The organism is Paenirhizobium selenitireducens ATCC BAA-1503 (assembly GCF_000518785.1).
In the GTDB taxonomy this organism is placed as follows: domain Bacteria; phylum Pseudomonadota; class Alphaproteobacteria; order Rhizobiales; family Rhizobiaceae; genus Allorhizobium; species Allorhizobium selenitireducens.
Genome location: NZ_JAEG01000008.1, coordinates 151,648 through 176,307 on the forward strand (window position 1 = coordinate 151,648; position 24,660 = coordinate 176,307).

The window sequence follows — 24,660 nt, forward strand, 5'->3', positions numbered from 1 at the left end:
GCCACGGAGCTGTCTCCGTCCGGACCGGATTTTTTGACGCCATCGCCTCGCATTGCTGGCTTTTTGCGTTCAGATGATTGAACGAGAGGCCAAAACCGTGCAATGCGATGCGCCGGGGGATGGCAGTGGGTCAAGACGAACCCTGACGAACGCCCTCTAACGAAAACTCGAGATTATGTCTTTGCCCATGACGCTGCAAGTTCAGTCGCGCGACGTAGAAACCAGACAGATCGATCACAACGATGCGATCCGGGCCTCCTATTTCACCATCGAAGAATTGCGCGAAAGCGCCGAGGCGCTCGCCAGGGATGGGGCAAATGACCTGCCGGGCCTGATGGATTTCGACTTCTTTGCGCGCCATCGCGAGAACGAGCGCGAAATCCTGAGAGTCTATCGGGCCACCGCGACCGACGTGGAGGCAGGAGCGACGATCACGCCGGCCGCCGAATGGCTGCTCGACAATCACTACGTCATCGAGGAAGCGATCCAGGAAGTGCGCCGGGACTTCCCCAAGAAGTTCTACCGCCAGCTCCCGACGATGAAGATCGGCAATCGGGAAATTCCCCGGACGATGGCGCTCGCCTGGCTCTATGTGGCGCACACCCATTCGACCGTGTCGATGGAGGCCATGACGGCCCTGGTCGAAGGCTTCCAGAAGCACAAGACGCTCGAGATCGGCGAACTATGGGCGCTGCCGTCGATCGTGCGTTTCGTACTGATCGAAAACCTGCGCCGCATCTCCACCCGTGTGGACCGTTCGCGCCGCATGCGCCGCAAGGCGAACGAAGTGGCCGACGAGATCATCCGGCTCAACGATGCGGCAAGCTCGACCGAGCTGCTGAAGCAGATCGAGCCGCTGGCCGACGACAACACCTTCGCCACCCAGTTCCTCTACCGCCTGCGCAATGGCTCGCAGAACACCAGCTTCGCCGTTGCCTGGGTCGAAGAGCGCCTCGAAAAGGCCGGACGTACCGCCGAAGAGGCGATGACGCAGGAGCATAACCGCCTGTCGTCGGGCAATGTGACCACCGGCAACATCGTCAAGAGTCTGCGCGAGATCGACGACAAGGAATGGTCGGTCTGGGTCGAGGACGTCTGCCTGGTCGACAAGGTGCTGGCACAGCACACCGATTATCGCGAGCTCGATTTCGGTTCGCGCAACGCCTATCGCAGCACCATCGAGAAACTGGCGCGCCGCTCGCATAAGTCGGAGATCGAGGTCGCCCAGATGGCGATCGATCTGGCCGCCGAGACAGCCCGATCCGAAGGCGCCGCCGGTTCGCCCAATGTCGGCGGCTATCTCGTTGGCGCCCAGCGTCCGCTACTCGAACAGGCGATCGACTATCGCATGCCGCTCTGGCGCCGCCTGGCGCTCGGCGTCCAGCGCCTCAACTGGCTGTCGATCGCCGTGCCGGTGATCGGCCTGACGCTCGCCGCCATGGCCCTGGTCGGCTATTTCCTGTCGATGGCGGGTATATCCACGCCGCTCATCGTCGTTCTTCTGCTGCTCTTCTCGCTGCCCGCCTCCGAAGGTGCAACCGGCCTGTTCAACACGCTCGTAACCTTCGTCGCCAAGCCGGTGCGGCTGACCGGCTACGAATTCAAGGAAGGCCTGCCGCAAGACGCGCGCACGCTGGTGGTGGTCCCCTGCCTGATCGCCAAGCGCGACGACGTCGACGAACTGGTGCGCAATCTCGAGGTCCACTACCTGACGAATCCGCGCGGCGAGATCTATTTCGCCCTGCTGAGCGACTGGCGCGACAGCCCGGTCGAGGAAACACCGGCCGATCTCGAAATCCTCGAATATGCCAAGGTCCAGGTCGCCGAGCTTGCAGCGCGCTACGCCCATGATGGAAAGACCCGCTTCTTCCTCTTGCACCGCCGCCGGCTCCACAACCCCGCCGAAGGCGCGTGGATGGGTTGGGAGCGCAAACGCGGCAAGCTGCACGAGCTGAACCTGCTTTTGCGCGGCGACCGCGACACGTCCTATATGCCGGGCGCCAACATGGTGCCGGAAGGCGTGCAATACGTCATGACGCTCGACGCCGACACGCGCCTGATGCGCGATGCCGTCACCAAGCTGGTCGGCAAGCTCTACCACCCGATCAATCGGCCGGTGCACGATCCGGAAAGCGGTCGCGTCGTCAGCGGCTACGGCGTTTTGCAGCCGCGCGTGACGCCTTCGCTGACCACCGGCAAGGACGCCTCCGTCTTCCAGCGCGTCTTCTCGATGAACCGGGGTCTCGACCCTTACGTCTTCACCGTTTCCGACGTCTATCAGGACATCACCGGCGAAGGCACCTTCACCGGCAAGGGCCTCTATCATGTCGACGCCTTCGAAACCGCGCTGAAGGGCCGCATCGACGAGAACACGGTCCTGAGCCACGACTTGCTCGAAGGCTCGATGGCGCGCTGCGCCCTCGTCACCGATGTCGAACTGGTCGAGGATTTTCCGACACGCTACGAGGTCGAAATCTCCCGCCAGCATCGCTGGGCGCGCGGCGACTGGCAGCTGCTTCCCTACATATTCGATCCGGCCCGCGGCATCACCGCGCTCGGCCGCTGGAAGATGGTCGACAACCTGCGCCGCTCGCTGACCCCGATGGCCTGGTTCCTCGCCTCCGTGCTTGGCTGGCTGGCCATGGATCCGGTCGGCGCCTTCCTCTGGCAGTTGCTGCTGATCTTCTGCCTGTTCGTCGCCCCGACGCTGTCGCTGCTGTCCGGCCTCGTACCCCGCCAGAGCGATATCGTGCCGGCCGCGCATTTCCAGTCGCTGTGGTCCGAACTGCGCTCGTCCAACGCCCAGGTCGCGCTGCGCATCGTCTTCATCGCCGACATGGCCTACATGATGGCCGATGCCATCATCCGTTCGCTCTATCGCCTGCTGGTCAGCCGGAAACTGCTGCTCGAATGGCGCACCGCCGCCAGCATCCAGTCGTCGGCCCAGGGCAATATCTCCTCCTACTACCGCAGCATGCTTCACGCCCCGGCCCTCGCCGTCCTGGCACTGGCGGTCGCCGCCGTTCCCGGTGGCTATGGCTACCTGATCGGGCTCCCCTTTGCCCTGATGTGGCTCCTTTCGCCGCTCGTCGCCTGGTATGTCAGCCAGTCTGCCGAAACCGAGGACAGCCTCTTCGTGCCGGAGAAAGCGACCATCGAGCTGCGCAAGATCGCGCGGCGCACCTGGCGCTTCTACGAGACCTTCGTCACTGCGGGTGACAACTACCTGCCGCCGGACAATTTCCAGGAAAAGCCGGAGCCCGTCGTCGCGCACCGGACCTCGCCGACCAATATCGGCGTCTATCTCCTGTCCGTCGTCTCGGCCCGCCATTTCGGCTGGATCAGCTTCGAACAGACGGTCGAGCGGCTTGAGCAGACGATCTCGACGGTCGAGCGGATGGAAAAGTACCGTGGTCACCTCTACAACTGGTACTACACGGATACGCTGAACACGCTCGGCCCGCGCTACATATCCGCCGTGGACAGCGGCAACCTCGCCGGCCACCTGATCGCCATCTCCTCGGCCTGCCGCGAATGGGCGGAAGCGCCCTCGGCCCACATGCAAGGCAATCTCGACGGCATCGGCGATGTCGGCGGCATCCTGCTCGAAGTCCTCAAGACCCTGCCGGACGACCGCAAGACCGTGCGACCGCTGCGTCGCCGCCTCGAAGAACGGATCATCGGCTTCAACACGGCGCTGGCAGCCGTCAAGCGCGAGCACGAATTCGCCTCGATCCGCATCATCAATCTCGGCGTGCTGGCGCGCGACATCCAGAAGCTCGCCGCCAACCTGCACCATGAAGTCCGTTCCGAGCAGAGCGGCGAAGTCACCCGCTGGACCGAATCGCTGGTCGGCGTCTGCGAGGCGCACATCGCCGACACCGCCTTCGACCTGTCGAACATCGATCCGCTGCGCCAGCGGCTGGCGCTGCTGCGCGACCGGGCCCGCGACATCGCCTTCTCGATGGATTTCAGCTTCCTGTTCCGGCCCGAGCGTCGTCTGCTGTCGATCGGCTATCGCGTCGAAAGCCGCGAGCTGGATGAAGCCTGCTACGACCTGCTGGCATCGGAATGCCGACTGACCAGCCTGTTCGCCATCGCCAAGGGCGACCTTCCGACCGAACACTGGTATCGCCTCGGCCGTCAGGTCGTGCCGATCGGCGCCCGTGCGGCGCTGATCTCCTGGTCCGGCTCGATGTTCGAATATCTGATGCCGCCGCTCGTCATGCAGGAGCGCCAGGGCGGTATCCTCAACCAGACCAACAATCTGGTGGTGCAGGAACAGATCAATCACGGCAAGCGGCTGAATATCCCCTGGGGGATTTCGGAAGCCGCCTTCAACGCCCGCGACCATGAGATGAGCTATCAGTACACCAACTTCGGCGTGCCGACACTCGGGCTGAAGCGGGGCCTCGGGCAGAATGCGGTCATCGCGCCCTATGCCTCGATCCTCGCCAGCCAGTACTTCCCCGAAGCGGCGCTGGAAAACCTCGAGCGCCTGCGCAAGCTGGGCGCGCTTGGCGCCTACGGCTTTCACGATGCCGTGGACTTCACCCCGACCCGCCTTCCCGAAGGCAAGTCCTGCGCCGTGGTCTACAACTACTATGCACACCATCACGGCATGTCGATCGCCGCCATCGCCAACGTCGCCTTCAATGGCCGCCTGCGCGAACTGTTCCACGCCGATCCGGTGATCGAGGCGGCCGAACTGCTGCTGCAGGAGAAGGCACCGCGCGAAATCCCGGTGATGAGCGCCAAATACGAGCCGCAGACGCCCGGCAAGGGCCAGGCCGACCTGCTGCGCCCGGAAGTCCGCACCGTGACGGATCCGGCGACCAAGGACCGCGCGCTGGCCTTCCTCTCGAACGGCCACTACTCGGTCATGCTGACGGCGACGGGATCGGGCTATTCGCGCTGGAACGGGCAGTCCGTCTCGCGCTGGACGGCCGATCCGACCGAGGACCGCTCGGGCACCTTCATCTTCCTGCGCGATACGGCAAGCGGCCAGTGGTGGTCGGCGACCGCCTCGCCGCGCCGGGCCGAGGACGAGAAGTCCAAGGTCATCTTCGGCGACGACAAGGCCGAGTTCTTCAAAACGGTCGGCGACATCTCGACCCAGGTCGAGTGCATCGTCGCCACCGAGCATGATGCCGAAGGCCGGCGCCTGACCATTCTCAACACCGGCAGCGAAGACCGCTTCATCGAGGTGACGTCCTATCTCGAACCGGTCATCGCCCAGGACGACGCCGACAATGCCCATCCGCTGTTCTCGCGGATGTTCATCAAGACCGAGTTCGGCCGTCGCCGCGACGTCATCCGGGCGGAGCGCAACAAGCGCAGCCCCGGCGATGCCGACATGTGCGTGGCCCATCTGGTGGTCGACGGCACCGGCCCCGGCCGGCCCACCGAATTCGAAACCGATCGCCGGCGCTTCCTCGGCCGCGGCCGCTGCCTCGCCGAGGCCGCAGCCTTCGACCCGGGTGCCACGCTGTCGGGCACGGAGGGCTTCACCCTCGATCCGGTGCTGAGCCTGCGCCGCGTCGTGCGCGTTCCCTCGGGCAAGAAGGTCAGCGTCATTTTCTGGACGATCGCCGCGCCCAATCGCGAGAAGATCGACCAGGCGATCGAACGCTATCGCCACCCGGACTCCTTCAGCCACGAACTCATCCACGCCTGGACCCGGGCGCAGGTGGAACTGCGCCATATCGGCATCACCTCGCAGCAGGCCGCCGCCTTCCAGCATCTCGGCCGCTACCTGGTCTATCCGGACAACCACTTGAGGGCCGATCCGGAAACCGTGCGCAACGGGCTCGCCACCCAGTCGGCCCTCTGGCCGCTGGCGATTTCCGGCGACTATCCGATCTTCGCTCTGCGCATCAACGACGACATGGACATGGAGATCGCCCGCGAAGCGATGAGCGCGCTCGAATATCTGCGCCGTCGCGGCATCGTCGCCGATCTGGCGATCGTCAACGAACGCGCCACCTCCTATGCACAGGACATGCAGCACGCGCTCGACCAGTTGGCCGACAACCTCAGGCATCGTCTGCCCGACGGCAGCGGCGGCAAGCCGCACGTCTTCGTCGTGCGCCATGACCTGATGGACGAGAGCGCCTCGCAGGCCCTGATCGCCGCCGCTCGCGTCGTGCTGCACGCCCGCAACGGCAAGATCGTCGACCAGATCATCCGTGCAGTCTCGCTGTTTGCCAACCCGCGCAGCCCCGATGGCGCGGAGACGGAATGGCCGGGCCTGCTGCCGGCCACACCCGCCGCTGCGGCTGCGGTCGTACCGGCAAGCGACGGCAAGGGCCTCGATTTCTGGAACGGCTTCGGCGGCTTTGCCGAGGACGGCAAGGAATATGTCATCCGCCTCGGTGCCCACCAGTCGACGCCCCAGCCGTGGATCAACGTCATCGCCAACGAGCAGTTCGGCTTCCATGTCTCCGCCGAAGGCGCAGGCTTCACCTGGAGCGCCAATTCGCGCGACCACCAGCTGACGCCATGGACCAACGACCCGGTCGTCAATCGTCCGGGCGAGGCCTTCTACGTCGCCGATCTCGAGAGCGGCCGAACCTTCGTACCGTTCAGCGCCCTCAACCTCGACGAAGGGGCTGAATTCGAAACCCGCCATGGCCTCGGCTATACGGTGTTCTCCAGCCGCCATGACGGCCTTGACCTCGAACTGACCCAGACCGTCGACCGGAACCGCCCGGCAAAGCTGTCCCGTCTCGTCCTGCGCAACACGGGCCGGGAGACGCGCAGCTTCCGCGTCTACGGTTACGCGGAATGGGTGCTGGGCAACAACGCACAGAAGAGTGCACCCTTCGTGCTGTCGTCTTTCGACGAGGACACCGGAGCGCTCTTCGCGACCAACCCCTACGACATCAACTATCCGGGCCGCACCGCCTTCCTGGCCGGCCTCGAAAAGCCGCTCGGCTACACCGCGAGCCGCCGCGAGTTCATCGGCCGGCATGGATCGATCCGGATGCCGCAGGCGCTGGCCCGTCAGTCCCATCTCTCCGGCTCTGCCGATACCGAGAGCGATCCCTGCGCGGCCCTCGCCTTCGACATCGAGGTTCCGGCGGGCACCGAGCGGGACATCACCTTCCTGCTCGGCGAGACCGATACCCAGGACGCCGCCCGCGATCTGATCGGAGCGCTGCGCAAGGAAAGTTTCGAGGCGATCCTTAAGGCCAGCAGGGACTTCTGGACGGGCTTCACCGGCCAGCTGCAGGTCAAGACCCCCGACGCCGCCTTCGACACGCTCGTCAACCGCTGGCTGCCCTACCAGGCGCTTGCCTGCCGCATCTTCGCGCGGGCCGGCTTCTACCAGGCCAGCGGCGCCTATGGCTTCCGCGACCAGCTGCAGGATACGCTCGCCTTCCTGCTCTACGAACCGAGCCTGGCGCGGCGCCAGATCCTCAACGCCGCCTCGCGCCAGTTCGTCGAAGGCGACGTGCAGCATTGGTGGCTTCCGAATACCGGGGCCGGCGTGCGCACCCGCATCTCCGACGACGTCGTGTGGCTGGCCCATGCGGTCGACCAGTATGTGACGGCGACCGGTGACAACGCCTTCCTGGACGAAAGCCTGGCCTTCCTCGAAGGGCCGCAGCTGACCGAAGGCCAGCACGACAGCTTCTTCCAGCCGGCGACCTCGGAAGAGGCGGCAAGCCTCTATGAGCACGCGGCACGCGCTCTGGACCTCGCTATCGCCAGAACCGGCGCCCACGGCCTGCCGCTCATCCTCGGCGGCGACTGGAACGACGGGATGAACCGCGTCGGCGAAAAGGGCGAGGGCGAAAGCGTCTGGCTCGGCTGGTTCCTGGCCGCGACGCTCAAGTCCTTCCTCGGCCACGCAGAGGCCCGTGGCGACGAGGCACGGATCACCCGCTGGACGGCGCATCTTGCCACTCTCAGGCAGGCGCTGGAGACCGCAGCCTGGGACGGCGACTATTATCGCCGGGGTTATTTCGACGACGGCACGCCGCTCGGCTCCGCACAGTCGGAGGAGTGCCGGATCGATTCGATCGCCCAGTCCTGGAGCGTTCTGTCGGGCGAAGGCACGCCGGAGCAGAGCGCAAAGGCGCTCGACGCGGCCCTTGCCCAGCTTGTCGACGAGGAGAACGGCATCATCCGGCTCTTCACGCCACCGTTCGAAAGGACCAAGCTCGATCCGGGCTATATCAAGGCCTATCCGCCCGGGGTCCGTGAAAACGGCGGGCAGTATACCCATGCCGCCATCTGGCTCGGCATGACGCTCGCCAAGGCCGGCAGACCGGCCGATGCCTGGCGCTGCTTCGAGATGCTGAACCCGATCAACCACGCGCTCGATGCCGATGCAGCGGAACGCTACCGCGTCGAGCCCTATGTGGTCGCGGCCGACATCTATGGCGGCGAGGCCTATCTCGGCCGCGGCGGCTGGACCTGGTATACCGGATCGGCCGGCTGGCTCTACCGCTTCGCCGTCGAGGGCCTGCTTGGCATTTCCCGCAAGGGCGACCGGTTGCTCGTGCAGCCCGTCCTGCCGCCGGAATGGAACAGCTTCGCGGCCGACCTGACGATCGACGGCAGGAGCCATGCCATCGTCGTCGAACGCCTGGCCGGCGAAGACGGCTACGGCGTGACGGTCAATGGCGAGAAGATCGCCGATCCTGAAGCCGGATATACGCTCGCGGCAGCCCGATAAGGCTGCCGCCGGCAAGGCCGATCAGTGATCGGAAACGCTGGAAATAGATGACATGAAAAAGCCTCCGGTCAGCAATGACCGGAGGCTTTTTAGCGAAGGATGATACGGCGCCGAAGAAAGCCTTACGCGGCTTCTTCCTGTGCGTCGTCCTCTTCAACACCCTTGCCGCGCTTCGGGCCCTTGGCAAGATTGACCTCGACGAGGCGGACGGCCTCGGTTTCCGACATCTTGTTCACGGCGGCGATCTCGCGGGCCATACGGTCGAGGGCAGCTTCATAAAGCTGGCGCTCGGAATAGGACTGCTCCGGCTGGTTCTCGGCACGATAAAGATCGCGGACCACTTCGGCGATCGAGATCAGATCACCGGAATTGATCTTGGCATCATATTCCTGGGCACGCCGCGACCACATGGTGCGCTTGACGCGGGCCTTCCCCTGAACGACCTTCAGAGCGCGCTCGACGAAATCGGTTTCGGAAAGCTTGCGCATGCCGATGCTCACGGCCTTGCCGACCGGAACCTTGAGACGCATCTTGTCCTTCTCGAAGTCGATCACGAAAAGCTCAAGCTTCATGCCGGCGACTTCTTGCTCTTCGATGGCGGTGATGATACCGACGCCATGTGCCGGGTAGACGATCGATTCGCCGGTCTTGAAGCCTTGGCGCGTCGAAGATTTTTTCTGCTGGGTCGTCATTCGTTTCAAAAACTCCCTGTTATGCTCCCGGCGATCAAGCCGGTGCCGGGTCGGTCAGGCCCGGGATGAGACGGGGGAAACCGTCGGGTCACTCCATCCTGATCCAGGCCGCCACGTAAACATCCCTATCGTCGCAACAGCAGAACGACCGCACAGGTCGCTAGTGTCACGGTAACCGCGTTGGACGATGAGTTTGCTTTCGTGATGGTTCAGGGCATACCAATGCCGCGAAGTGGAACAGTTTTATTATGCTACCACAAAAATATGAGGAAATCAATATTTTACTGCCGCACCGCCACAATGCGGCCAAGCGCGCCCCGGTCGGGCGCGTTTCCTGCCGGCCTTGTGGCCATCCTCATTCGCGCGTCGGGACAAGCCCGCGGCGCTGATCAGTCGCCGCTGCCGGGCTTCACCGAAAAATACTTGTCGAACTTGCCGGGCACGCCATCCATTTCCTTGGCCTCGGGCAAGGGATCACGCTTCACGGTGATGTTCGGCCAGATCTTGGCATATTCGGTGTTGATCTGCAGCCACTTGTCGAGACCCGGCTCGGTATCCGGCTTGATCGCCTCGGCCGGGCACTCCGGCTCGCAGACGCCACAGTCGATGCACTCGTCCGGATGGATGACGAGGAAGTTTTCGCCTTCGTAGAAACAGTCGACCGGACAGACCTCGACGCAATCGGTATATTTGCAGCGGATACAGTTATCTGTGACTATATAAGTCATGCGGCACTCCAGGGTCTCGTTTCTGCGCAGGCAACGTTCTGGTCCGCCTCACTTCGCAGTCAATCACGGTCACAGCCAAACGATTGGCGGACCAAGCTTGTTTAGGCTGGACAGGACCGTCAGCTACTGTGTTATCCGGGCTATAGCAAGGATAAACAGTTCTGAAAATAGCCACGGCCGCGCACAGTTTTCTAATCGTCGAACCAGGGTTCGCCAGGTTGCAGCCGGTCGATCGCCCGCCTCTCCTTCTTCGTCGGACGGCCTGACCCGGGCAGACGCGTAGCCTGCTCCAGCGGCCCCAGCTTGTCCTCCTCGCTCGGCGGCGGGGTCAGGTCCTGGTAGAGCAGCCGGGCTTCCTCGTAAGGCCCGCGTCGATCACCCGCCTTGACGACCAGAAGCACGATGTCGCGCTTTTGCAGCGCAACTTCGATCCGGTCGCCCGGCCCGATCAAGTGACTGGATTGGCGGACGATTTGTCCATTGATCCGGACATGGCCGCCCGCAACGCGATCCTGGGCAAGCGAGCGCGACTTCGAAACACGGGCGAAGAACAGCCACTTGTCGATGCGCTGGCGCGAACCGCTCTGTGGCCGTTTGTCGTCCATGTTACTTTTTCATCTGCTCCTTGAGCGCAGCAAGCTTGGCAAAGGGCGAATCCGGATCGATCGGCTTTTCCTTGCGCGGCGGCTTTGCCTCGAAGCGGGCGGGCTGCGACTTTGCGTCGCGGTCCGGCCGGTTGTTCGGCCGATCCTTGCGCTCGCCGCGATCCTGGCGCTCCGAACGATCACCCTTGTGACCGGCACCACCACGGCCCGTGTCCTTGTCGCGGCCCTTGCCGCCTTCGCCGTCGCGGCGGCGCTCGTCCCGCTTGCCTTCGGTCTGCCCTTCGGCAGGGGCGCGATTGGGGCCACGATTGCCGGCACGCTGACGGTCACCCGTCGGGCGCGCGGTACGCTGGTTGTCGGCACGACCGCCCGGACGCCACAGCAGCACCGGCTTCGGCTCGGCAGCTGCCGCGTCTTCCGTCGCGGTCTCGCCGGAAACCGCAGCTTCGTCCGCCGGAGCGCCGTCTTCTTCGATGGCAGCAGTCGCCTGTTCGGCAACGGCCTGCGGAGCGACAGGCGCCTCGCCGGCGGTGCTTTCTGCCGGAGCGGTTTCCTCGTGCGCTGCATCGGCATCGCCGTGCTCGCCCGAGACCTGCTCGGCCTCGGCCGGCTTTTCCGCAGCGGATGCCGACGGCGCCGTCTGGGCAGCGAGGAATGCCTCGGCTTCCTCGGCGGTCACGCTGTCGGCGCGATAGCCGAGACCCTTGAGGATCTCTTCCATGTCGTCCGGCGTCGCACCGAGAATGGACAGCATCGCTGTCGTCGTCGTGAAGCGGCGGCCGTCATAGGCACCGTCCGGGCGCTGCGTCGAACCCGGCTTCCATTGAAGAAGGGGACGGATGAGGTCGGCAAGACGCTCGAGAATGTCGATACGCACGGCGCGCTTTCCGAGGAACCGGAAACCGGCCAGCTTGTAGAACATGCGCTCGAAGCCCGGATCGGTGACAACCGAGGTCCGGCCGGCGGCAAGCACAGGGATGAGATCGCCGTAGCCGGGCTTATCCAGGCCGTCGTTCTTCAGCGCCCACAGCAGGGTGATAAGCTCCGCCGGTGCTGGCTTGAGCAATGCGGGCATGAAGATGTGGTAGGCGCCGAAACGCACGCCGTAGCGGCGCATCGAGGCGCGGGCATCCTGGTCGAGCGACTTGACGTCGTCCGAGACGTCGCGGCGGAACAGCACGCCAAGGTTTTCGACGAGCTGATAGGCAAGACCCTTGGCGAGCCCCTGCAGGTCCTCGGCGCGCGACAGGTCGTCGAGCGGCTTGAGGATCGTCGAGATGTGATGATTGACGAAGCGCTCGATGCGCGCGACGACGTGATCCCGGGCATTGCCGGTCAGCTGTTCGTCGGCCAGCAGGATGACGCGCGGATGCAGCATGTGGTCGCTGCCGGTGAGACGCGCCACCGGATCGCCGAGCCAGCGCACCAGGCCATCGGCGCTGATGGCCAGATCGCTGTTGCCCGCAGCATGGAGACGCGCGGCGCGGGCCTCGAACTCGAGCCCGAGCGCCTTGTGCGCGGCCGACTCGACGGCCTTGGCGTCAGGCCCTTCGGTCCCCGATATGGGCGTGAACCGGAAACCGGCGAGTTGTCCCACATGATGTCCTTCCACGAAGACATCGCCGTTTACACTGATTTCAGCTTCCAACATCGCATTCTCTCTCAAGCGCTTCATGAGCACAGATGTCCTGCGATCAACAAAGCGTTTCGTCAACCGTTCATGTAGCGCATCGGACAATCGGTCTTCGATTTCCCGTGTCTTTTCTTGCCAGTGTGTCGGATCGGCAAGCCAACCCGGCCGGTTCGATACATACGTCCATGTGCGGATCTGGGCAATCCTTGCCGACAAGGTATCGATTTCGCCGTCGGTTCGGTCTGCCCGGCGCACCTGTTCGCCCATGAAATCCTCGTTGACCGCGCCATGGCGCACGAGGTCGAAGAACAGGCTCTGGATCAGATCGGCATGCTGGGCAGGTGTGATGCGCCGATAGTCGGGAAGCGCGCAGGTTTCCCACAACCTTTCGACGCGCGCCGGCGTATCGGCAAGGTCTCTCACCTCCGGATAACGCGCCAGAAATTCCAGCGCCTGCTGGTCGATCGCCGGCAGCGCTCTGGTCAGCCCTTCGACACGCGGCGCTGCCTCGAGGCTGCGCTGCAGCGCGCCGATCGAGGAAAAATCGAACTTGGCGGTGCGCCATTGCAGCACCTTGACGCTGTCGAACTCATGCGCCTCGAGCCGTTCGACCAGTTCTTCCTCGAACGGATCCACCCGCCCGGTCACGCCGAAGGTACCGTCCTTCAGATGACGCCCGGCTCGGCCGGCGATCTGGCCGAGCTCGCCGGAATTCAGATTGCGGAACTGGTAGCCATCGAACTTGCGGTCCTGGGCGAAGGCCACGTGGTCGACATCGAGATTGAGGCCCATGCCGATCGCATCGGTGGCAACGAGATATTCGACGTCGCCTTCCTGGTAGAGGCCGACCTGCGCGTTGCGGGTCCGGGGGCTGAGCGCCCCAAGCACCACGGCGGCCCCGCCGCGCTGGCGGCGGATCAGCTCGGCGATCGCATAGACCTCGTCCGCGGAGAAGGCGACGATCGCCGTGCGCTGCGGCAGGCGGGTGATCTTCTTCTGGCCGGCATAGAAAAGCTGGGAAAGCCGGGGCCGCTCGATGATGGTGATCCCCGGCAGGAGCTGCAGCAGGATCGGCTTCATCGTGGCGGAGCCCAGCAGCAGCGTCTCGTCACGTCCGCGCAGATGCAACAGGCGATCAGTGAAGATGTGACCACGTTCCAGGTCACCGGCCAGTTGGATCTCGTCGATCGCCACGAACGAGGCCTTCGTCTCGCGCGGCATGGCCTCTACCGTGCAGACGGAGAAGCGGGCGCCCGGCGGCGCGATCTTCTCCTCGCCGGTCACCAGGGCCACCTGCGAGGCGCCGACGCGCTCGACGAGCCGTCCATAGACCTCGCGCGCCAAAAGCCGCAGCGGCAGGCCGATAATGCCCGAGCCATGCGCCACCATGCGGTCGATGGCGTAATGGGTCTTGCCGGTATTGGTCGGCCCCAGCACAGCCGTGACGCCGCGGCCGCTCAGGATCATGGGTTGCGAATTCAATGATGGCTCCGCGCTGCAAGGGGTCATCGACCGCGTTTGGGGGCGGTCGGCGAGCTTGCCCCACACATGGCGACGATTGCCGACAAAGGCAAGCCGTCCGTGACGGGAGAACCCGATTCCCGCTCCCGACAGCGGGAAACACCCGAAATGTGCACTGCTGACGCGGTCCGTTAACCCACGGAACAGGCTGGGAACGAATCAGCGACGAATCGCTGACTCCGAGCGATTCAGGATTTGTTCACGGCTACATCTCGGCCGCCATTCAAGAATCGACACAAAATGCTGAATCGGATCAATGGCTTGCAACAGGGATTCCGACCCGTTGGTTAACCATGATCGGGAGTGGAACCGTTCTGCCCCCCCGACGCGTTTTGGGCGCTCTGGTTCACCGATGTGATGTTTCCGCCGCCCCACGCCGAATGGGTCAGCGGCATCCACGACGCCATCGTTCCTCCCCTCGCACCAGCTGAGACTGTCGAAGCTTCTCCCGCGCGCGCGGACCGTGCTTGTTCGGCGACCGTGGCCATCTGGTGATGGTCGTGCAGAAGCGACAGATGGACAAGGTAATCGCCGGCTTCCTCGATCCGCACTCTTCCGTTGCCGTTGCCGTTGCCGTCGCCCTCGGACGTCAACGCACCAACCCGTTCGCGCCTCTGCTCGACGGCTTCGATCAGGACATTTCGCCTGCCCTTCCGGCACGTCTGGAACAATTATCATCCGGCGACGTTGAAGCGACACGAATACCAAGTTTTGCATTCCCGAATGGAGAGGGTCACCATGTTGAGTACAATTCTCATCGTCATCGTCATTTTGCTGCTGATCGGCGCGCTGCCCAATTGGGGCTATAGCCGCGGCTGGGGCTATGCGCCCTCCGGTGGCCTGGGCCTCGTGGTTCTCATTCTTGTCATCCTGCTGCTCATGGGCCGGATCTAACGCCCGTCAACTTCGAAGAGGAAACACGACGATGAAAAAAGTCCTTCTTGCCCTTGCCCTGATAGCGCCCCTGGCATCCTGCACGGCGACCGAACGCGGTGCCGGCGTGGGTGCAGCGACCGGCGCCGTCATCGGTGGCGTTGCCACGAATTCGGTCGGCGGCGCAGCCGTCGGCGCAGTGGTCGGCGGCGCAGCCGGCGCCCTGATCGGTCAGTCCCAGGAACGCTCGGGCTATTGCCTCTATCGCGACCGCTACGGCCGGACCTACGAAGCGCGCTGCCGCTAAGTCGCAAGCAGCGCCTCGACAGAAAGCTGCCGGTTCCCCCACCGGCGGCTTTTTGCTGCTTTTCGCGGGCCCTCGTTAACACTTCGATCAAAGACGGAACGAATCAGAGACGAATCGGTGACGCCGCGGTTTTCCCGCTTTGTTCACCGCTATATCTTGTTGAATAACAAAGTGTTAACCATAGAAAACAGTGGATATTAGGACTTGCGGGCACCCACTGCGGGCCGGCTGTTAACTTTTGGTACAGGGCAAAAAAAGGCCGGCCCAGAGGCCGGCCGCGTAGATTCCGACTTCTGAATTCAGACGAAGAACTGCCCGCCATTGGCCGAGATCGTCGATCCGGTGATGAAGCCGGCATCGTCGGATGCGAGGAAGACAACGATCCGGGCAATCTCCTCCGGCTCGCCGAGACGCCCGACCGGGATCTGCGGAATGATCCGCTCGTTCAGCACCTTTTCCGGGATGGCGCGCACCATTTCCGTGCCGATATAGCCCGGGCAGATCGCGTTCACCGTGATCCCCTTGGCTGCGCCCTCCTGGGCGAGCGCCTTGGTGATGCCGAGATCGCCGGCCTTCGCCGCCGAATAGTTGGCCTGACCCATCTGCCCCTTCTGGCCGTTGATCGAGGAGATGGTGATGACGCGGCCGAAATTGCGGTCGCGCATGCCGGACCACACCGGATGGGTCATGTTGAACACGCCGGTAAGATTCGTGCTGATCACTTCGTTCCACTGTTCCGGCGTCATCTTGTGGAACATGGCATCGCGCGTGATGCCGGCATTGTTGACGAGGATCTCGACCGGACCGAGTTCCGCCTCGACCTTGGCGATCCCCTCGGCGCAGGCCTGGTAGTTCGAAACGTCCCACTTGAAGGCGTGGATCCCCGTTTCGGCCTCGAAGGCCTTGGCCTTCTCGTCATTGCCGGCATAGTTCGCCGCCACCCGGTAGCCGGCGGCCTTGAGCGCGATCGAAATCGCCGCCCCGATACCCCGGGTTCCCCCCGTCACCAATGCAACTCTGCTCATGTGCTGCTCTCCCCTCATTATACAGATTTAGCGTCCACCGACTCTTCTGACGGAGCCGTTGTTAGGACAGGTTTGTGACAAGCAGATCGGCCTCGGCCATGACGGCCCGTGCCGTCATGCTCCTCCGGACCGCTTTTTCAGTTCACAGTGCCTCGAGGCACATGGCGATGCCCATGCCGCCGCCGATGCAAAGCGTGGCAAGGCCCTTCTTGGCGCCGCGGCGCTTCATTTCGAAGACCAGCGTGTTGAGGATGCGGGCGCCGGATGCACCGATCGGGTGGCCGATCGCGATCGCGCCACCATTGACGTTGACGATCGAGGTATCCCAGCCGAGGTCCTTGTTGACCGCACAGGCCTGGGCGGCGAAGGCCTCGTTGGCCTCGACCAGATCGAGATCGGAAATCTTCCAGCCGGCCTTCTCCAGCGCCTTGCGCGATGCCGGGATCGGGCCTGTGCCCATGATCTGCGGATCGACGCCGGCGGTCGCCCAGGACGCGATGCGGACAAGCGGGACGAGGCCGCGACGGGAGGCTTCTGCCTCGCTCATCAGCAGGGCTGCGGCTGCGCCGTCATTGAGTCCGGAGGCGTTGCCGGCCGTGACCGTGCCTTCCTTGTCGAAGGCCGGGCGAAGTTTGGTCATGCTGTCGAGAGTGGCGCCGGAGCGGATGTATTCGTCCGCATCGATGGTCACATCGCCCTTGCGGCCAGCGACGACGAAAGGAACGATCTCGTCCTTGAAACGGCCCGCCACCTGCGCGGCCTCTGCCTTGTTCTGCGACGCAACGGCAAAGGCATCCTGCTCGTCGCGCGTCAGCTGGAACTGGCGGGCGACGTTCTCGGCGGTCGTGCCCATGTGGTAGCCGTAGAAGGCGTCGGTCAGGCCGTCCTTGATCATGGTGTCGACCATCTTCAGGTCGCCCATCTTGGTGCCGGCCCTGAGATGCGCGCAATGCGGCGCCATCGACATGGATTCCTGGCCGCCGGCGATGATGATCGTCGCATCGCCGGTGGAAATCTGCTGCATGCCGAGCGCCACGGCGCGGAGGCCCGAGCCGCAAAGCTGGTTCATGCCCCAGGCTGTGGCTTCCTGCGGTATTCCCGCCTTCATCGCCGCCTGACGGGCCGGGTTCTGTCCCTGCCCGGCCGAGAGCACCTGGCCGAGGATGACTTCGTCGACTTCCTTGGCATCGACGCCGGCGCGCTCCAGCACCGCCTTGATGACGGTGGCGCCCAGATCGTGGGCCGGGACATTGGCAAAGGCGCCGTTGAAAGAGCCGACCGGCGTGCGCGCTGCGCTCGCAATGACGATGGATGAACTGCTCATGGACGCCTCCTCAGGAATTTGTTTCTTTGAGCTTGAAACTGGCAAAGCTTTAGGGCGAAGTCAAACAGGAAGAACGATAGGTGTTTCGTTCCTTAGTTGTGACAGCCTGACATTCGTCAACCACGGGTGCCGCATCGCACAAAGAGATTGTCACCACCCTCGATTTGCGCTTACACTTGTTGCGGGAAGAGCAAAAATCCACAAAAACAACGGGGTTAGGAGACCAATATGGCAAAAACGGACGGCGAGATCGTCATAAAGAAGTATGCCAATCGACGCCTCTACAATACGGGCACCAGCACCTATGTGACGCTGGAGGACCTGGCCAAGATGGTCAAGAAGGGGGAGGAGTTCACCGTCCAGGACGCCAAGTCCGGAGAGGATATCACCCATTCGGTCCTGACCCAGATCATCTTCGAGCAGGAGTCGAAGACCGGCAACACATTGCTGCCGATCTCCTTTCTGCGCCAGCTGATCGGCTACTACGGCGACCAGATGCAGATGGTCGTGCCGAGCTTCCTTGAGCACTCGATGAAGGCTTTCACCGAACAACAGGTCCAGATGCGCGAGCAGATGACCAAGGCCTTCGGCGAAACGCCGCTCACGAAGAACCTGCAAATGCCGATCCAGCTGATGGAAGAACAGGTGAAGCGCAACACCGATATGTTCCACCAGGCCATGCAGATGTTCTCGCCCTTCCTTGGCGCCCAGTCGCCGAAGGAGCCGAAGAAGGCCGAAGCGAAGGACATCGACGAGCTGAAGGAACAGCTGCGCACGCTGCAGAGCAAGCTCGACAATCTCTGATACGCCATCGCCGACACCGTCGTACGATCATCAAGGGCTGGGGAAAACTCCAGCCCTTTTCTGTTGGATCAGGCAGCGAGCGGCCTCAGAGGCCGATCGAGACATCCCGGCCGGCCGAGCGGATCGACACGGCGAAGCCGCCGACGACGTCGATGAAGGCGATCGTCATCAGGATGAAGAAGGTCTGCGTCGCCGCCCCCCTCACCAGCAGGAATTCCACCAGGAAGGCGACGAAGACCAGCATCGACAGCATGTGGTTGATCAGCGAGCCGGAGCCGTTGAGCGTGGCCTTGAGGATCTCGAAGAACAGCACGGCCAGCGCAATCAGGATCAGCACGTCGCCGATCGACAGGGTCCAGATTGCGCCCGACAGCATGGAAAGCGAAAGCAGTTGGCTGTCCAGGACCTGAACGCCACCACCGAATAGGCCGAGCATGGCCAGATTGTAGAGCGCCAGCGGCAGGATCATCAGCGGTATGGCGGCAAACATGGGCAGGCCTCGGATCGTTGGATGCGATTGCCGCCGGGTGGCGGGCGATCGAAAGGTAGATTGAACGACCACACGCCCAAAAAATAAAGGCCGGCACAAGGCCGACCTTAAAAAAGTCATCCGAATATTCGGATGTTATGCGCTTTCCTTGGGCGTCAGCACCTGACGGCCACGGTACATACCGGTCTTCAGATCGATATGGTGCGGACGGCGCAGTTCGCCAGAGTTCTTGTCTTCGACGTAGGACGAAGCCTTCAGCGCGTCTGCAGAGCGGCGCATACCGCGCTTGGACGGGCTTGTTTTTCTTTTCGGTACAGCCATTTTACTTACTCCACATGACGGGCAAAACAGGATCCCGCGGCCGGATGAGGCCGAACAGCACCTGTCTCGATCTCGGAATTTGGCGCGCTTATACATGCCCCGCAGGGCTTTGACCAGTCCCCGGCTCAATTTTTTCAGGCGGGCTGGGCGGAGAGACGCTCAAGCCTCGTCTTCCGCGACAATCCATGTTTCCGCCAGCGCCGCATCGCGCCAGGCGACCCATGCCGGATGGCTCTCCATCGCCTGCATGTAGTCGAGCGTATCGGCGCCCTTGACCAGATCATAGACCCTGAAACGGTTGACCACGGGGGCGTACATCGCATCGGCGGCGGAGAAGGCGCCGAACAGGAAAGGGCCGCCCGAACGCCGGCGCATGTCGCGCCAGATCGTCTCGATGCGCGCCACGTCGTCCGCAACCCCTTCGGGCAGATCGATGGCGCGGACCTCGCGGCGCATGTTCATCGGGCAGGCACCGCGCAGCGCCCTAAAGCCCGAGAGCATTTCCATCGAGATCGACCGCGCCATGGCCCGGTCCCCGCTGTCGGTCGGCCACAGGCCCGCATCGGGGAACAGCTCCGCCGCATATTCGATGATCGAAAGCGATTCCCATACCCTCAGGCTGCCATGGTGCAGGACGGGCACGCGGCCGGTCGGCGAGATGTCCTTGAACTTCGGATTGCCGGCATCGAAATCAAACGGGATGAGCCGCTCCTCGAAGGGAATGCCGCATCCGGTCAGTGCCACCCACGGGCGGAACGACCAGGAAGAATAGTTCTTGTTGCCGATATACAGAATGAAAGGGTCCATCGCCGCGCTCCCGAATGGCATCTTGTCCTTCAAGAGTAGGACGGGATGGGCGCCCGCACCAACCAAAGTTTCGAAACTCAGTCATAAAGACATGTGATGTAAGCGCCGGATCGCTTGGCGCGGCGGTCGACCACGGCCGCCAGACGCTTCATGCCCTTGCCCGGCTTGCCGGCCACCCGCTCGATCGGATTGGGCAGGGAGACGGCCAGCAGCGCCGCCTGGCTCGGCGTCAGCTTCGAGGCCGAGGTCTTGAAATGATGGCGGGCGGCGGCTTCGATGCCGTAGATGCCGGGACCCCATTCGGCGATGTTGAGGTAGATCTCCATCGTCCGCGTCTTCGGCCAGATGAAGTCGGCGAACATCGCCAGCGGCAGTTCCAGCCCCTTGCGCAGCATCGACCGGCTGTTCCACAGATAGAGGTTCTTCACCGTCTGCATGGGGATCGTGCTGGCGCCGCGGGTCGCCTCGCCCGACAGCGCATCGTCGACCACGCCCTTCATCTGTTCCCAGTCGACGCCCCTGTGCGAGCAGAACTGGCCGTCCTCGGACATCATGACGGCGCGCACCAGATGCGGCGAGATCTTCTCGAAGTCGACCCATTTCCGGTCATAGCCCTGGAAGGTGGCGAGATCGGCGAGCATCAAGGTCGAGACGGGGTGAATGAAATCGATCCGGTAGAGCAGGATCAGCGCATAGGGCAAGAGCAGCAGGACAAGCAGGATGCGCAGAACCCGGCGCGCGAGGTCGGTGGACCTGCGCGGCGCTCGCACCTCACCCTCGTCTTCATCCCCGATATCGCTGTTTTCCGCCAAGAAGGATCTGCCTGGTGTCTTCGAGTGATCGTTTCTCTTAGCGAGCCTGCCACCCGATAGCCAGACCGCTTGCGACGGCGAGCGGCTTTTCCCGGCCAGATTCCCGTTGCCAGCCCCGCGGACCCATGCCAAATAGCCGCGACGGAGGCCCTGATGACCCCATTCGATGCAAAGCTAGACGCCACAGCCAGGCGGACCGAGAGGCTCCTGGACGAGCTCCTCTCGGGCGATGTGCGGCCACAGGAAACCGCCCGTCCGGCCCGCCTGCTTCAAGCCATGCACTATGGCGCGCTGAACGGCGGCAAGCGGCTGCGCCCGTTTCTGGTGGTCGAGAGCGCAGCCCTGTTCGGCGGCGACGCGGCGGCGGCGCTGCGCATCGGGGCGGCACTCGAATGCCTGCACAGCTATTCACTGGTCCACGACGATCTGCCGGCCATGGACGACGACGACCTGCGGCGCGGCAAGCCGACCGTCCATATCGCCTTCGACGAGGCGACCGCCATCCTCGCTGGCGACGCGCTCCTGACCTATGCCTTCGACATCATCGCCGCCCCGGAAACCGATCTGCCCGACCGCGCCAGGATCGAACTGGTATTGGCCCTTTCGCGCGCTGCCGGCATCGGCGGCATGGCCGGCGGCCAGGCGCTGGACCTCGCGGCCGAAAAAGAGACACCGGACGAGCCAGGCATCGTCACGTTGCAGGCGATGAAGACCGGTGCGTTGATCCGGTTTGCCTGCGAAGCGGGCGCCATCATTGCCGGAGCCTCGGCGGATGACCGCGAACGCATGCGCCGCTTCGGCGAAATCGTCGGACGCGCCTTCCAGCTGGCCGACGACCTGCTGGACCTCACCTCCGATGCCGCGACCCTCGGCAAGGCCGCCGGCAAGGATGCCGCGCGCGGAAAGGGAACGCTGGTGGCGCTGAAGGGCCAGCCCTGGGCGGAGGATGAGCTCGACCGGCTCGTTAGCGAGGCAACCGCTCTCGTCGCCGTCTACGGCGACCGTGCGACCACGCTGATCGACACCGCCCGCTTCGTCGCCAACCGCAAGAACTGAGCGATCCCGGCAATTCATTGCCCTGAATCATCAATTTCGGGATGGGCGGGCATCAAATCATCTGACGTGTATCCGATCGGCGGGCGCGCTATGCTCTTCCTTTGAGATCCGGGAGAACAGGACCCATGACCGACATCGCCCAGCACCTGCCACAGATCGTCGCGGCCTATCTCGTCTACCTCGCCGCGGTGCTAAGCCCCGGCCCTGCGGTCATGGCGATCGTCTCAACGTCGATCGCGGAGGGGCGCCGTTCAGGGCTCGCCATGGCGGCCGGTGTTTTCGCCGGTTCCTTCACCTGGGCAATGGCCGCCTCGATCGGCCTTGCCGCCCTTCTCACCCACTATGCCGGCGTGCTGCAGGTGGTGAAGATCGCCGGCGGTCTCTATCTGCTCTATCTCGCCTACAAGGCGCTGCGCTCGGCAAGCCGCCCGGACGCCGCCTTGCAGCTGGCGACGGCAGATGCCGTTCCGGCCAGGAGCCTCAAGCGGACCTTCCTGCTCGGCTATGCCATCCACCTGACCAACCCCAAGGCGATCTTTGCCTGGGTGGCGATCATTTCGCTCGGGCTTCCGCAAGGCGCCTCGACGGCAACCGTGGCACTGATCGTCGGCGGCTGCCTGCTCACAGGCCTCACCGTCTTCACCAGCTACGCCCTGCTGTTTTCCACCGGACCGGCTTACCGCGCCTATCGCGCCGCCCGCCGGGGCATAGACGCGACGATGGGTCTGCTGTTCGCCGCCGCCGGCATCAAGCTGCTCACCACCCGGATATGAAAAAGGCGCCGCTGGATGGCGACGCCTTGAGGTATTGCCGCTGTCGGTCGGATCAGCCGGCCTTGATCGGCGCGATCTGGATCTCGACGCGGCGGTTCTGTGCGCGGCCTTCCGCCGTGGCATTCGATGCGATCGGCTGGCTGGGGCCGAAGCCGAGAGCCGAGACGCGCCGCGGGTCGACCCCCTGCGAGTTGAGGTAGCTCGCCACCGACATGGCGCGGCGCTCGGACAGCGCCTCGTTGTGGGCGACACTGCCGGTCGAATCGGTATGGCCGTTGACGTCGATCAGGGTCTTGTCGAACTTGCGCAGCACGATCGCCACCGAATTCAGCGTCGGATAGAACTGCGGCACCACCTGGTCCTGGTCGGTCGCAAAGGTGATGTTGGACGGCATGTTGAGGATGATCCTATCGCCCATGCGGGTGACCGAAATGCCGGTGCCCTGCAGCTGGGCTCGGAGTTCGGCTTCCTGGTTGTCCATGTAGTTGCCGATCGCGCCGCCGGCCAAGGCACCGATGCCGGCGCCGATCAGCGCGCCATTGCGGCTGTCGCGGCCACCGCCGCCGATCACCGCGCCACCGACCGCGCCGAGCGCAGCCCCCAGCACGGCGCCGCCGGCCAGGTTCGACGTCTTCTGCTGGCCGGTATAGGGATCGGTCGTCGTGCAGGCGGTCAGATAGATCGCGGCGAACGCGAGGATCGACATTTTCTTGATCATCGTCGGAATCACTCCAGGAAAAACTCTAGTTTCCGTCAACAAGCCAATTGCGGCAATATGAAGTTGCAACCCGCCGCCGGCTACTCGGCAGCGCTTTTCCGGCCATAACGCTTGTCGATATAGTCGATCACCAGCGCCTCGAAATCGGCGGCGATGTTCGAACCGCGCAGCGTCATCGCCTTCTGGCCGTCGATGAAGACCGGGGCGGCCGGCGTCTCGCCGGTGCCCGGCAGCGAAATGCCGATATCGGCATGCTTGCTTTCACCCGGACCGTTGACGATGCAGCCCATGACCGCGACGTTGAGCGCCTCGACGCCCGGATACTTCTCGCGCCAGACCGGCATGTTCTTGCGCAGGTCCTGCTCGATCTTCTGGGCGAGCTCCTGGAACACGGTCGAGGTGGTCCGGCCGCAGCCGGGGCAGGCCGCAACCACCGGCACGAACTGGCGGAAGCCCATGACCTGCAGGATCTCCTGCGCCACCTGCACTTCGCGGGTCCGGTCGCCGTTCGGCTCTGGCGTCAGCGAGACGCGGATCGTGTCGCCGATGCCGTGCTGCAGGACATAGCCCATGGCGGCCGACGAGGCGACGATACCCTTGGAGCCCATGCCGGCCTCGGTCAGCCCCAGATGCAGCGCGTGGTCGGAGCGTTCCGCCAGCATGGAATAGACGGCGATCAGGTCCTGGACCTGGGAAACCTTGGCCGACAGGATGATCTTCGATCGCGGCAGGCCGATCTCCTCGGCCATCTCGGCCGAGAGCAGGGCCGACTGCACGATCGCCTCGCGCGTCACCTGGCGCGCCGTGAGCGGAAAGCCCTCCGTCTGGTTCTTGTCCATCAGCCGGGTCAGCAGTTCCTGGTCGAGCGAGCCCCAGTTGACGCCGATGCGCACCGGCTTGTCATAGCGGATCGCCATCTCGACGATGTCGGCAAACTGCTTGTCCTTCTTGTCCTTGAAGCCGACATTGCCCGGATTGATGCGATACTTGGCGAGCGCCTCGGCGCAGGCCGGATGGTCGGCCAGCAGCTTGTGGCCGATATAGTGGAAGTCGCCGATCAGCGGCACGTCCAGCCCGAGGCGAAGCAGGCGCTCGCGGATCTTCGGCACGGCGGCAGCGCTCTCGTCGCGATCGACGGTGATGCGCACGATCTCGGAACCGGCCTTGAACAGGCTCGCCACCTGGGCGACGGTCGCGTCGATATCGGCGGTGTCGGTATTCGTCATCGATTGCACGACGACAGGAGCACCGCCGCCGACAATCACGCCGCCGACATCGACGGCAACCGTCTTGCGGCGCGGCTTGGGATCGAATTCGTCTGCGAATGTCATGGGATGCCCTTGAACGGCGCGAAAAACATCAAAATCAGGTGGATCAAACATGCGCGCTTGTCAACCATGCGCTAAAGCACGGCTAACGCGTGAACGGTCCGATCAGCAGCCGCACCCTATAGCCAGGATCTTGGCCGAAACTTGGTCCATGTCC

General features: G+C 63.8%; 19 protein-coding genes. 6 read left to right on the forward strand and 13 right to left on the reverse strand.

The annotated features are described in order from the left end of the window. Positions 1-175 precede the first annotated feature (175 nt). Entirely contained in the window at positions 176-8,686 is an 8,511-nt protein-coding gene (locus tag L867_RS0112370) for a GH36-type glycosyl hydrolase domain-containing protein (RefSeq protein WP_028737184.1), read from the forward strand. A gap of 122 nt (positions 8,687-8,808) precedes the next feature. Here the strand turns inward: L867_RS0112370 and L867_RS0112375 are convergent, their stop codons facing one another. From L867_RS0112375 to L867_RS0112395, 5 genes are all read right to left on the reverse strand, one after another. After that, on the reverse strand, positions 8,809-9,378 hold the full coding sequence (locus tag L867_RS0112375; protein ID WP_028737185.1) for a CarD family transcriptional regulator: 570 nt from the start codon (positions 9,376-9,378) through the stop codon (positions 8,809-8,811). A 389-nt stretch (positions 9,379-9,767) separates the two neighbouring features. Beyond that, positions 9,768-10,106: a ferredoxin FdxA gene (fdxA, locus tag L867_RS0112380; RefSeq protein ID WP_028737186.1), complete on the reverse strand. Its 339-nt coding sequence runs from the start codon at positions 10,104-10,106 to the stop codon at positions 9,768-9,770. A gap of 191 nt (positions 10,107-10,297) precedes the next feature. Next, complete coding sequence (locus tag L867_RS0112385; protein WP_028737187.1) at positions 10,298-10,711, reverse strand: RNA-binding S4 domain-containing protein; 414 nt, start codon at positions 10,709-10,711, stop codon at positions 10,298-10,300. Between the two features lies 1 nt (position 10,712). Further along, positions 10,713-13,811 carry a helicase-related protein gene (locus L867_RS0112390; protein WP_028737188.1) on the reverse strand — a complete coding sequence of 1,033 codons (3,099 nt, stop codon included), beginning with the start codon at positions 13,809-13,811 and terminating at the stop codon, positions 10,713-10,715. Between the two features lie 341 nt (positions 13,812-14,152). Next, positions 14,153-14,536 carry a hypothetical protein gene (locus tag L867_RS0112395; RefSeq protein WP_028737189.1) on the reverse strand — a complete coding sequence of 128 codons (384 nt, stop codon included), beginning with the start codon at positions 14,534-14,536 and terminating at the stop codon, positions 14,153-14,155. Positions 14,537-14,603: 67 nt separating this feature from the next. Here L867_RS0112395 and L867_RS26850 point away from each other — a divergent pair, with 67 nt between their 5' ends. Together L867_RS26850 and L867_RS0112405 are read left to right on the forward strand one after the other, a co-directional pair. Continuing rightward, positions 14,604-14,759: a DUF3309 family protein gene (locus L867_RS26850; RefSeq protein WP_084638556.1), complete on the forward strand. Its 156-nt coding sequence runs from the start codon at positions 14,604-14,606 to the stop codon at positions 14,757-14,759. Between the two features lie 31 nt (positions 14,760-14,790). After that, complete coding sequence (locus L867_RS0112405) at positions 14,791-15,045, forward strand: glycine zipper domain-containing protein (protein WP_028737190.1); 255 nt, start codon at positions 14,791-14,793, stop codon at positions 15,043-15,045. Between the two features lie 299 nt (positions 15,046-15,344). Here the strand turns inward: L867_RS0112405 and phbB are convergent, their stop codons facing one another. Further along, positions 15,345-16,070, reverse strand: a complete 726-nt coding sequence (gene phbB / locus L867_RS0112410; protein ID WP_028737191.1) for a beta-ketoacyl-ACP reductase — start codon at positions 16,068-16,070, stop codon at positions 15,345-15,347. A gap of 142 nt (positions 16,071-16,212) precedes the next feature. Next, on the reverse strand, positions 16,213-17,394 hold the full coding sequence (locus L867_RS0112415) for an acetyl-CoA C-acetyltransferase (protein WP_028737192.1): 1,182 nt from the start codon (positions 17,392-17,394) through the stop codon (positions 16,213-16,215). A gap of 228 nt (positions 17,395-17,622) precedes the next feature. On the opposite strand from L867_RS0112415, the gene phaR reads away from it, so the two are divergent. Beyond that, a complete protein-coding gene (gene phaR, locus L867_RS0112420) occupies positions 17,623-18,198 on the forward strand; it encodes a polyhydroxyalkanoate synthesis repressor PhaR (RefSeq protein WP_028737193.1) in 576 nt (191 codons plus the stop codon). Between the two features lie 85 nt (positions 18,199-18,283). On the opposite strand, the gene L867_RS0112425 is transcribed toward phaR, so the two are convergent. From L867_RS0112425 to mtgA, 4 genes are all read right to left on the reverse strand, one after another. Next, complete coding sequence (locus tag L867_RS0112425) at positions 18,284-18,688, reverse strand: hypothetical protein (RefSeq protein ID WP_028737194.1); 405 nt, start codon at positions 18,686-18,688, stop codon at positions 18,284-18,286. A 135-nt stretch (positions 18,689-18,823) separates the two neighbouring features. After that, positions 18,824-19,009: a 50S ribosomal protein L32 gene (rpmF, locus tag L867_RS0112430; RefSeq protein ID WP_028737195.1), complete on the reverse strand. Its 186-nt coding sequence runs from the start codon at positions 19,007-19,009 to the stop codon at positions 18,824-18,826. Positions 19,010-19,168: 159 nt separating this feature from the next. Then, positions 19,169-19,816: a glutathione S-transferase family protein gene (locus L867_RS0112435; protein WP_028737196.1), complete on the reverse strand. Its 648-nt coding sequence runs from the start codon at positions 19,814-19,816 to the stop codon at positions 19,169-19,171. 77 nt (positions 19,817-19,893) lie between these two features. Next, positions 19,894-20,586, reverse strand: coding sequence for a monofunctional biosynthetic peptidoglycan transglycosylase (mtgA, locus tag L867_RS0112440; RefSeq protein ID WP_028737197.1), 693 nt, complete (start codon positions 20,584-20,586; stop codon positions 19,894-19,896). Between the two features lie 195 nt (positions 20,587-20,781). Here mtgA and L867_RS0112445 point away from each other — a divergent pair, with 195 nt between their 5' ends. Next, complete coding sequence (locus tag L867_RS0112445) at positions 20,782-21,684, forward strand: polyprenyl synthetase family protein (protein ID WP_037173266.1); 903 nt, start codon at positions 20,782-20,784, stop codon at positions 21,682-21,684. 125 nt (positions 21,685-21,809) lie between these two features. Further along, positions 21,810-22,457 carry a LysE family translocator gene (locus L867_RS0112450; protein ID WP_028737199.1) on the forward strand — a complete coding sequence of 216 codons (648 nt, stop codon included), beginning with the start codon at positions 21,810-21,812 and terminating at the stop codon, positions 22,455-22,457. A gap of 52 nt (positions 22,458-22,509) precedes the next feature. On the opposite strand, the gene L867_RS0112455 is transcribed toward L867_RS0112450, so the two are convergent. Together L867_RS0112455 and ispG are read right to left on the reverse strand one after the other, a co-directional pair. After that, a complete protein-coding gene (locus tag L867_RS0112455; RefSeq protein WP_028737200.1) occupies positions 22,510-23,175 on the reverse strand; it encodes an OmpA family protein in 666 nt (221 codons plus the stop codon). An 80-nt stretch (positions 23,176-23,255) separates the two neighbouring features. Further along, positions 23,256-24,506, reverse strand: coding sequence for a flavodoxin-dependent (E)-4-hydroxy-3-methylbut-2-enyl-diphosphate synthase (gene ispG, locus L867_RS0112460; RefSeq protein WP_028737201.1), 1,251 nt, complete (start codon positions 24,504-24,506; stop codon positions 23,256-23,258). Positions 24,507-24,660: the final 154 nt, after the last annotated feature.

Bases quoted from the DNA above. Each gene is read 5' to 3' on its own strand.
- L867_RS0112370 (WP_028737184.1), top strand. From the start codon at position 176: ATGTCTTTGCCCATGACGCTGCAAGTTCAGTCGCGCGACGTAGAAACC.
- L867_RS0112375 (WP_028737185.1), bottom strand. From the start codon at position 9,378: ATGACGACCCAGCAGAAAAAATCTTCGACGCGCCAAGGCTTCAAGACC.
- fdxA (WP_028737186.1), bottom strand. From the start codon at position 10,106: ATGACTTATATAGTCACAGATAACTGTATCCGCTGCAAATATACCGAT.
- L867_RS0112385 (WP_028737187.1), bottom strand. From the start codon at position 10,711: ATGGACGACAAACGGCCACAGAGCGGTTCGCGCCAGCGCATCGACAAG.
- L867_RS0112390 (WP_028737188.1), bottom strand. From the start codon at position 13,811: ATGATCCTGAGCGGCCGCGGCGTCACGGCTGTGCTGGGGCCGACCAAT.
- L867_RS26850 (WP_084638556.1), top strand. From the start codon at position 14,604: ATGTTGAGTACAATTCTCATCGTCATCGTCATTTTGCTGCTGATCGGC.
- L867_RS0112405 (WP_028737190.1), top strand. From the start codon at position 14,791: ATGAAAAAAGTCCTTCTTGCCCTTGCCCTGATAGCGCCCCTGGCATCC.
- phbB (WP_028737191.1), bottom strand. From the start codon at position 16,070: ATGAGCAGAGTTGCATTGGTGACGGGGGGAACCCGGGGTATCGGGGCG.
- L867_RS0112415 (WP_028737192.1), bottom strand. From the start codon at position 17,394: ATGAGCAGTTCATCCATCGTCATTGCGAGCGCAGCGCGCACGCCGGTC.
- phaR (WP_028737193.1), top strand. From the start codon at position 17,623: ATGGCAAAAACGGACGGCGAGATCGTCATAAAGAAGTATGCCAATCGA.
- L867_RS0112425 (WP_028737194.1), bottom strand. From the start codon at position 18,688: ATGTTTGCCGCCATACCGCTGATGATCCTGCCGCTGGCGCTCTACAAT.
- rpmF (WP_028737195.1), bottom strand. From the start codon at position 19,009: ATGGCTGTACCGAAAAGAAAAACAAGCCCGTCCAAGCGCGGTATGCGC.
- L867_RS0112435 (WP_028737196.1), bottom strand. From the start codon at position 19,816: ATGGACCCTTTCATTCTGTATATCGGCAACAAGAACTATTCTTCCTGG.
- L867_RS0112445 (WP_037173266.1), top strand. From the start codon at position 20,782: ATGACCCCATTCGATGCAAAGCTAGACGCCACAGCCAGGCGGACCGAG.
- L867_RS0112450 (WP_028737199.1), top strand. From the start codon at position 21,810: ATGACCGACATCGCCCAGCACCTGCCACAGATCGTCGCGGCCTATCTC.
- L867_RS0112455 (WP_028737200.1), bottom strand. From the start codon at position 23,175: ATGATCAAGAAAATGTCGATCCTCGCGTTCGCCGCGATCTATCTGACC.
- ispG (WP_028737201.1), bottom strand. From the start codon at position 24,506: ATGACATTCGCAGACGAATTCGATCCCAAGCCGCGCCGCAAGACGGTT.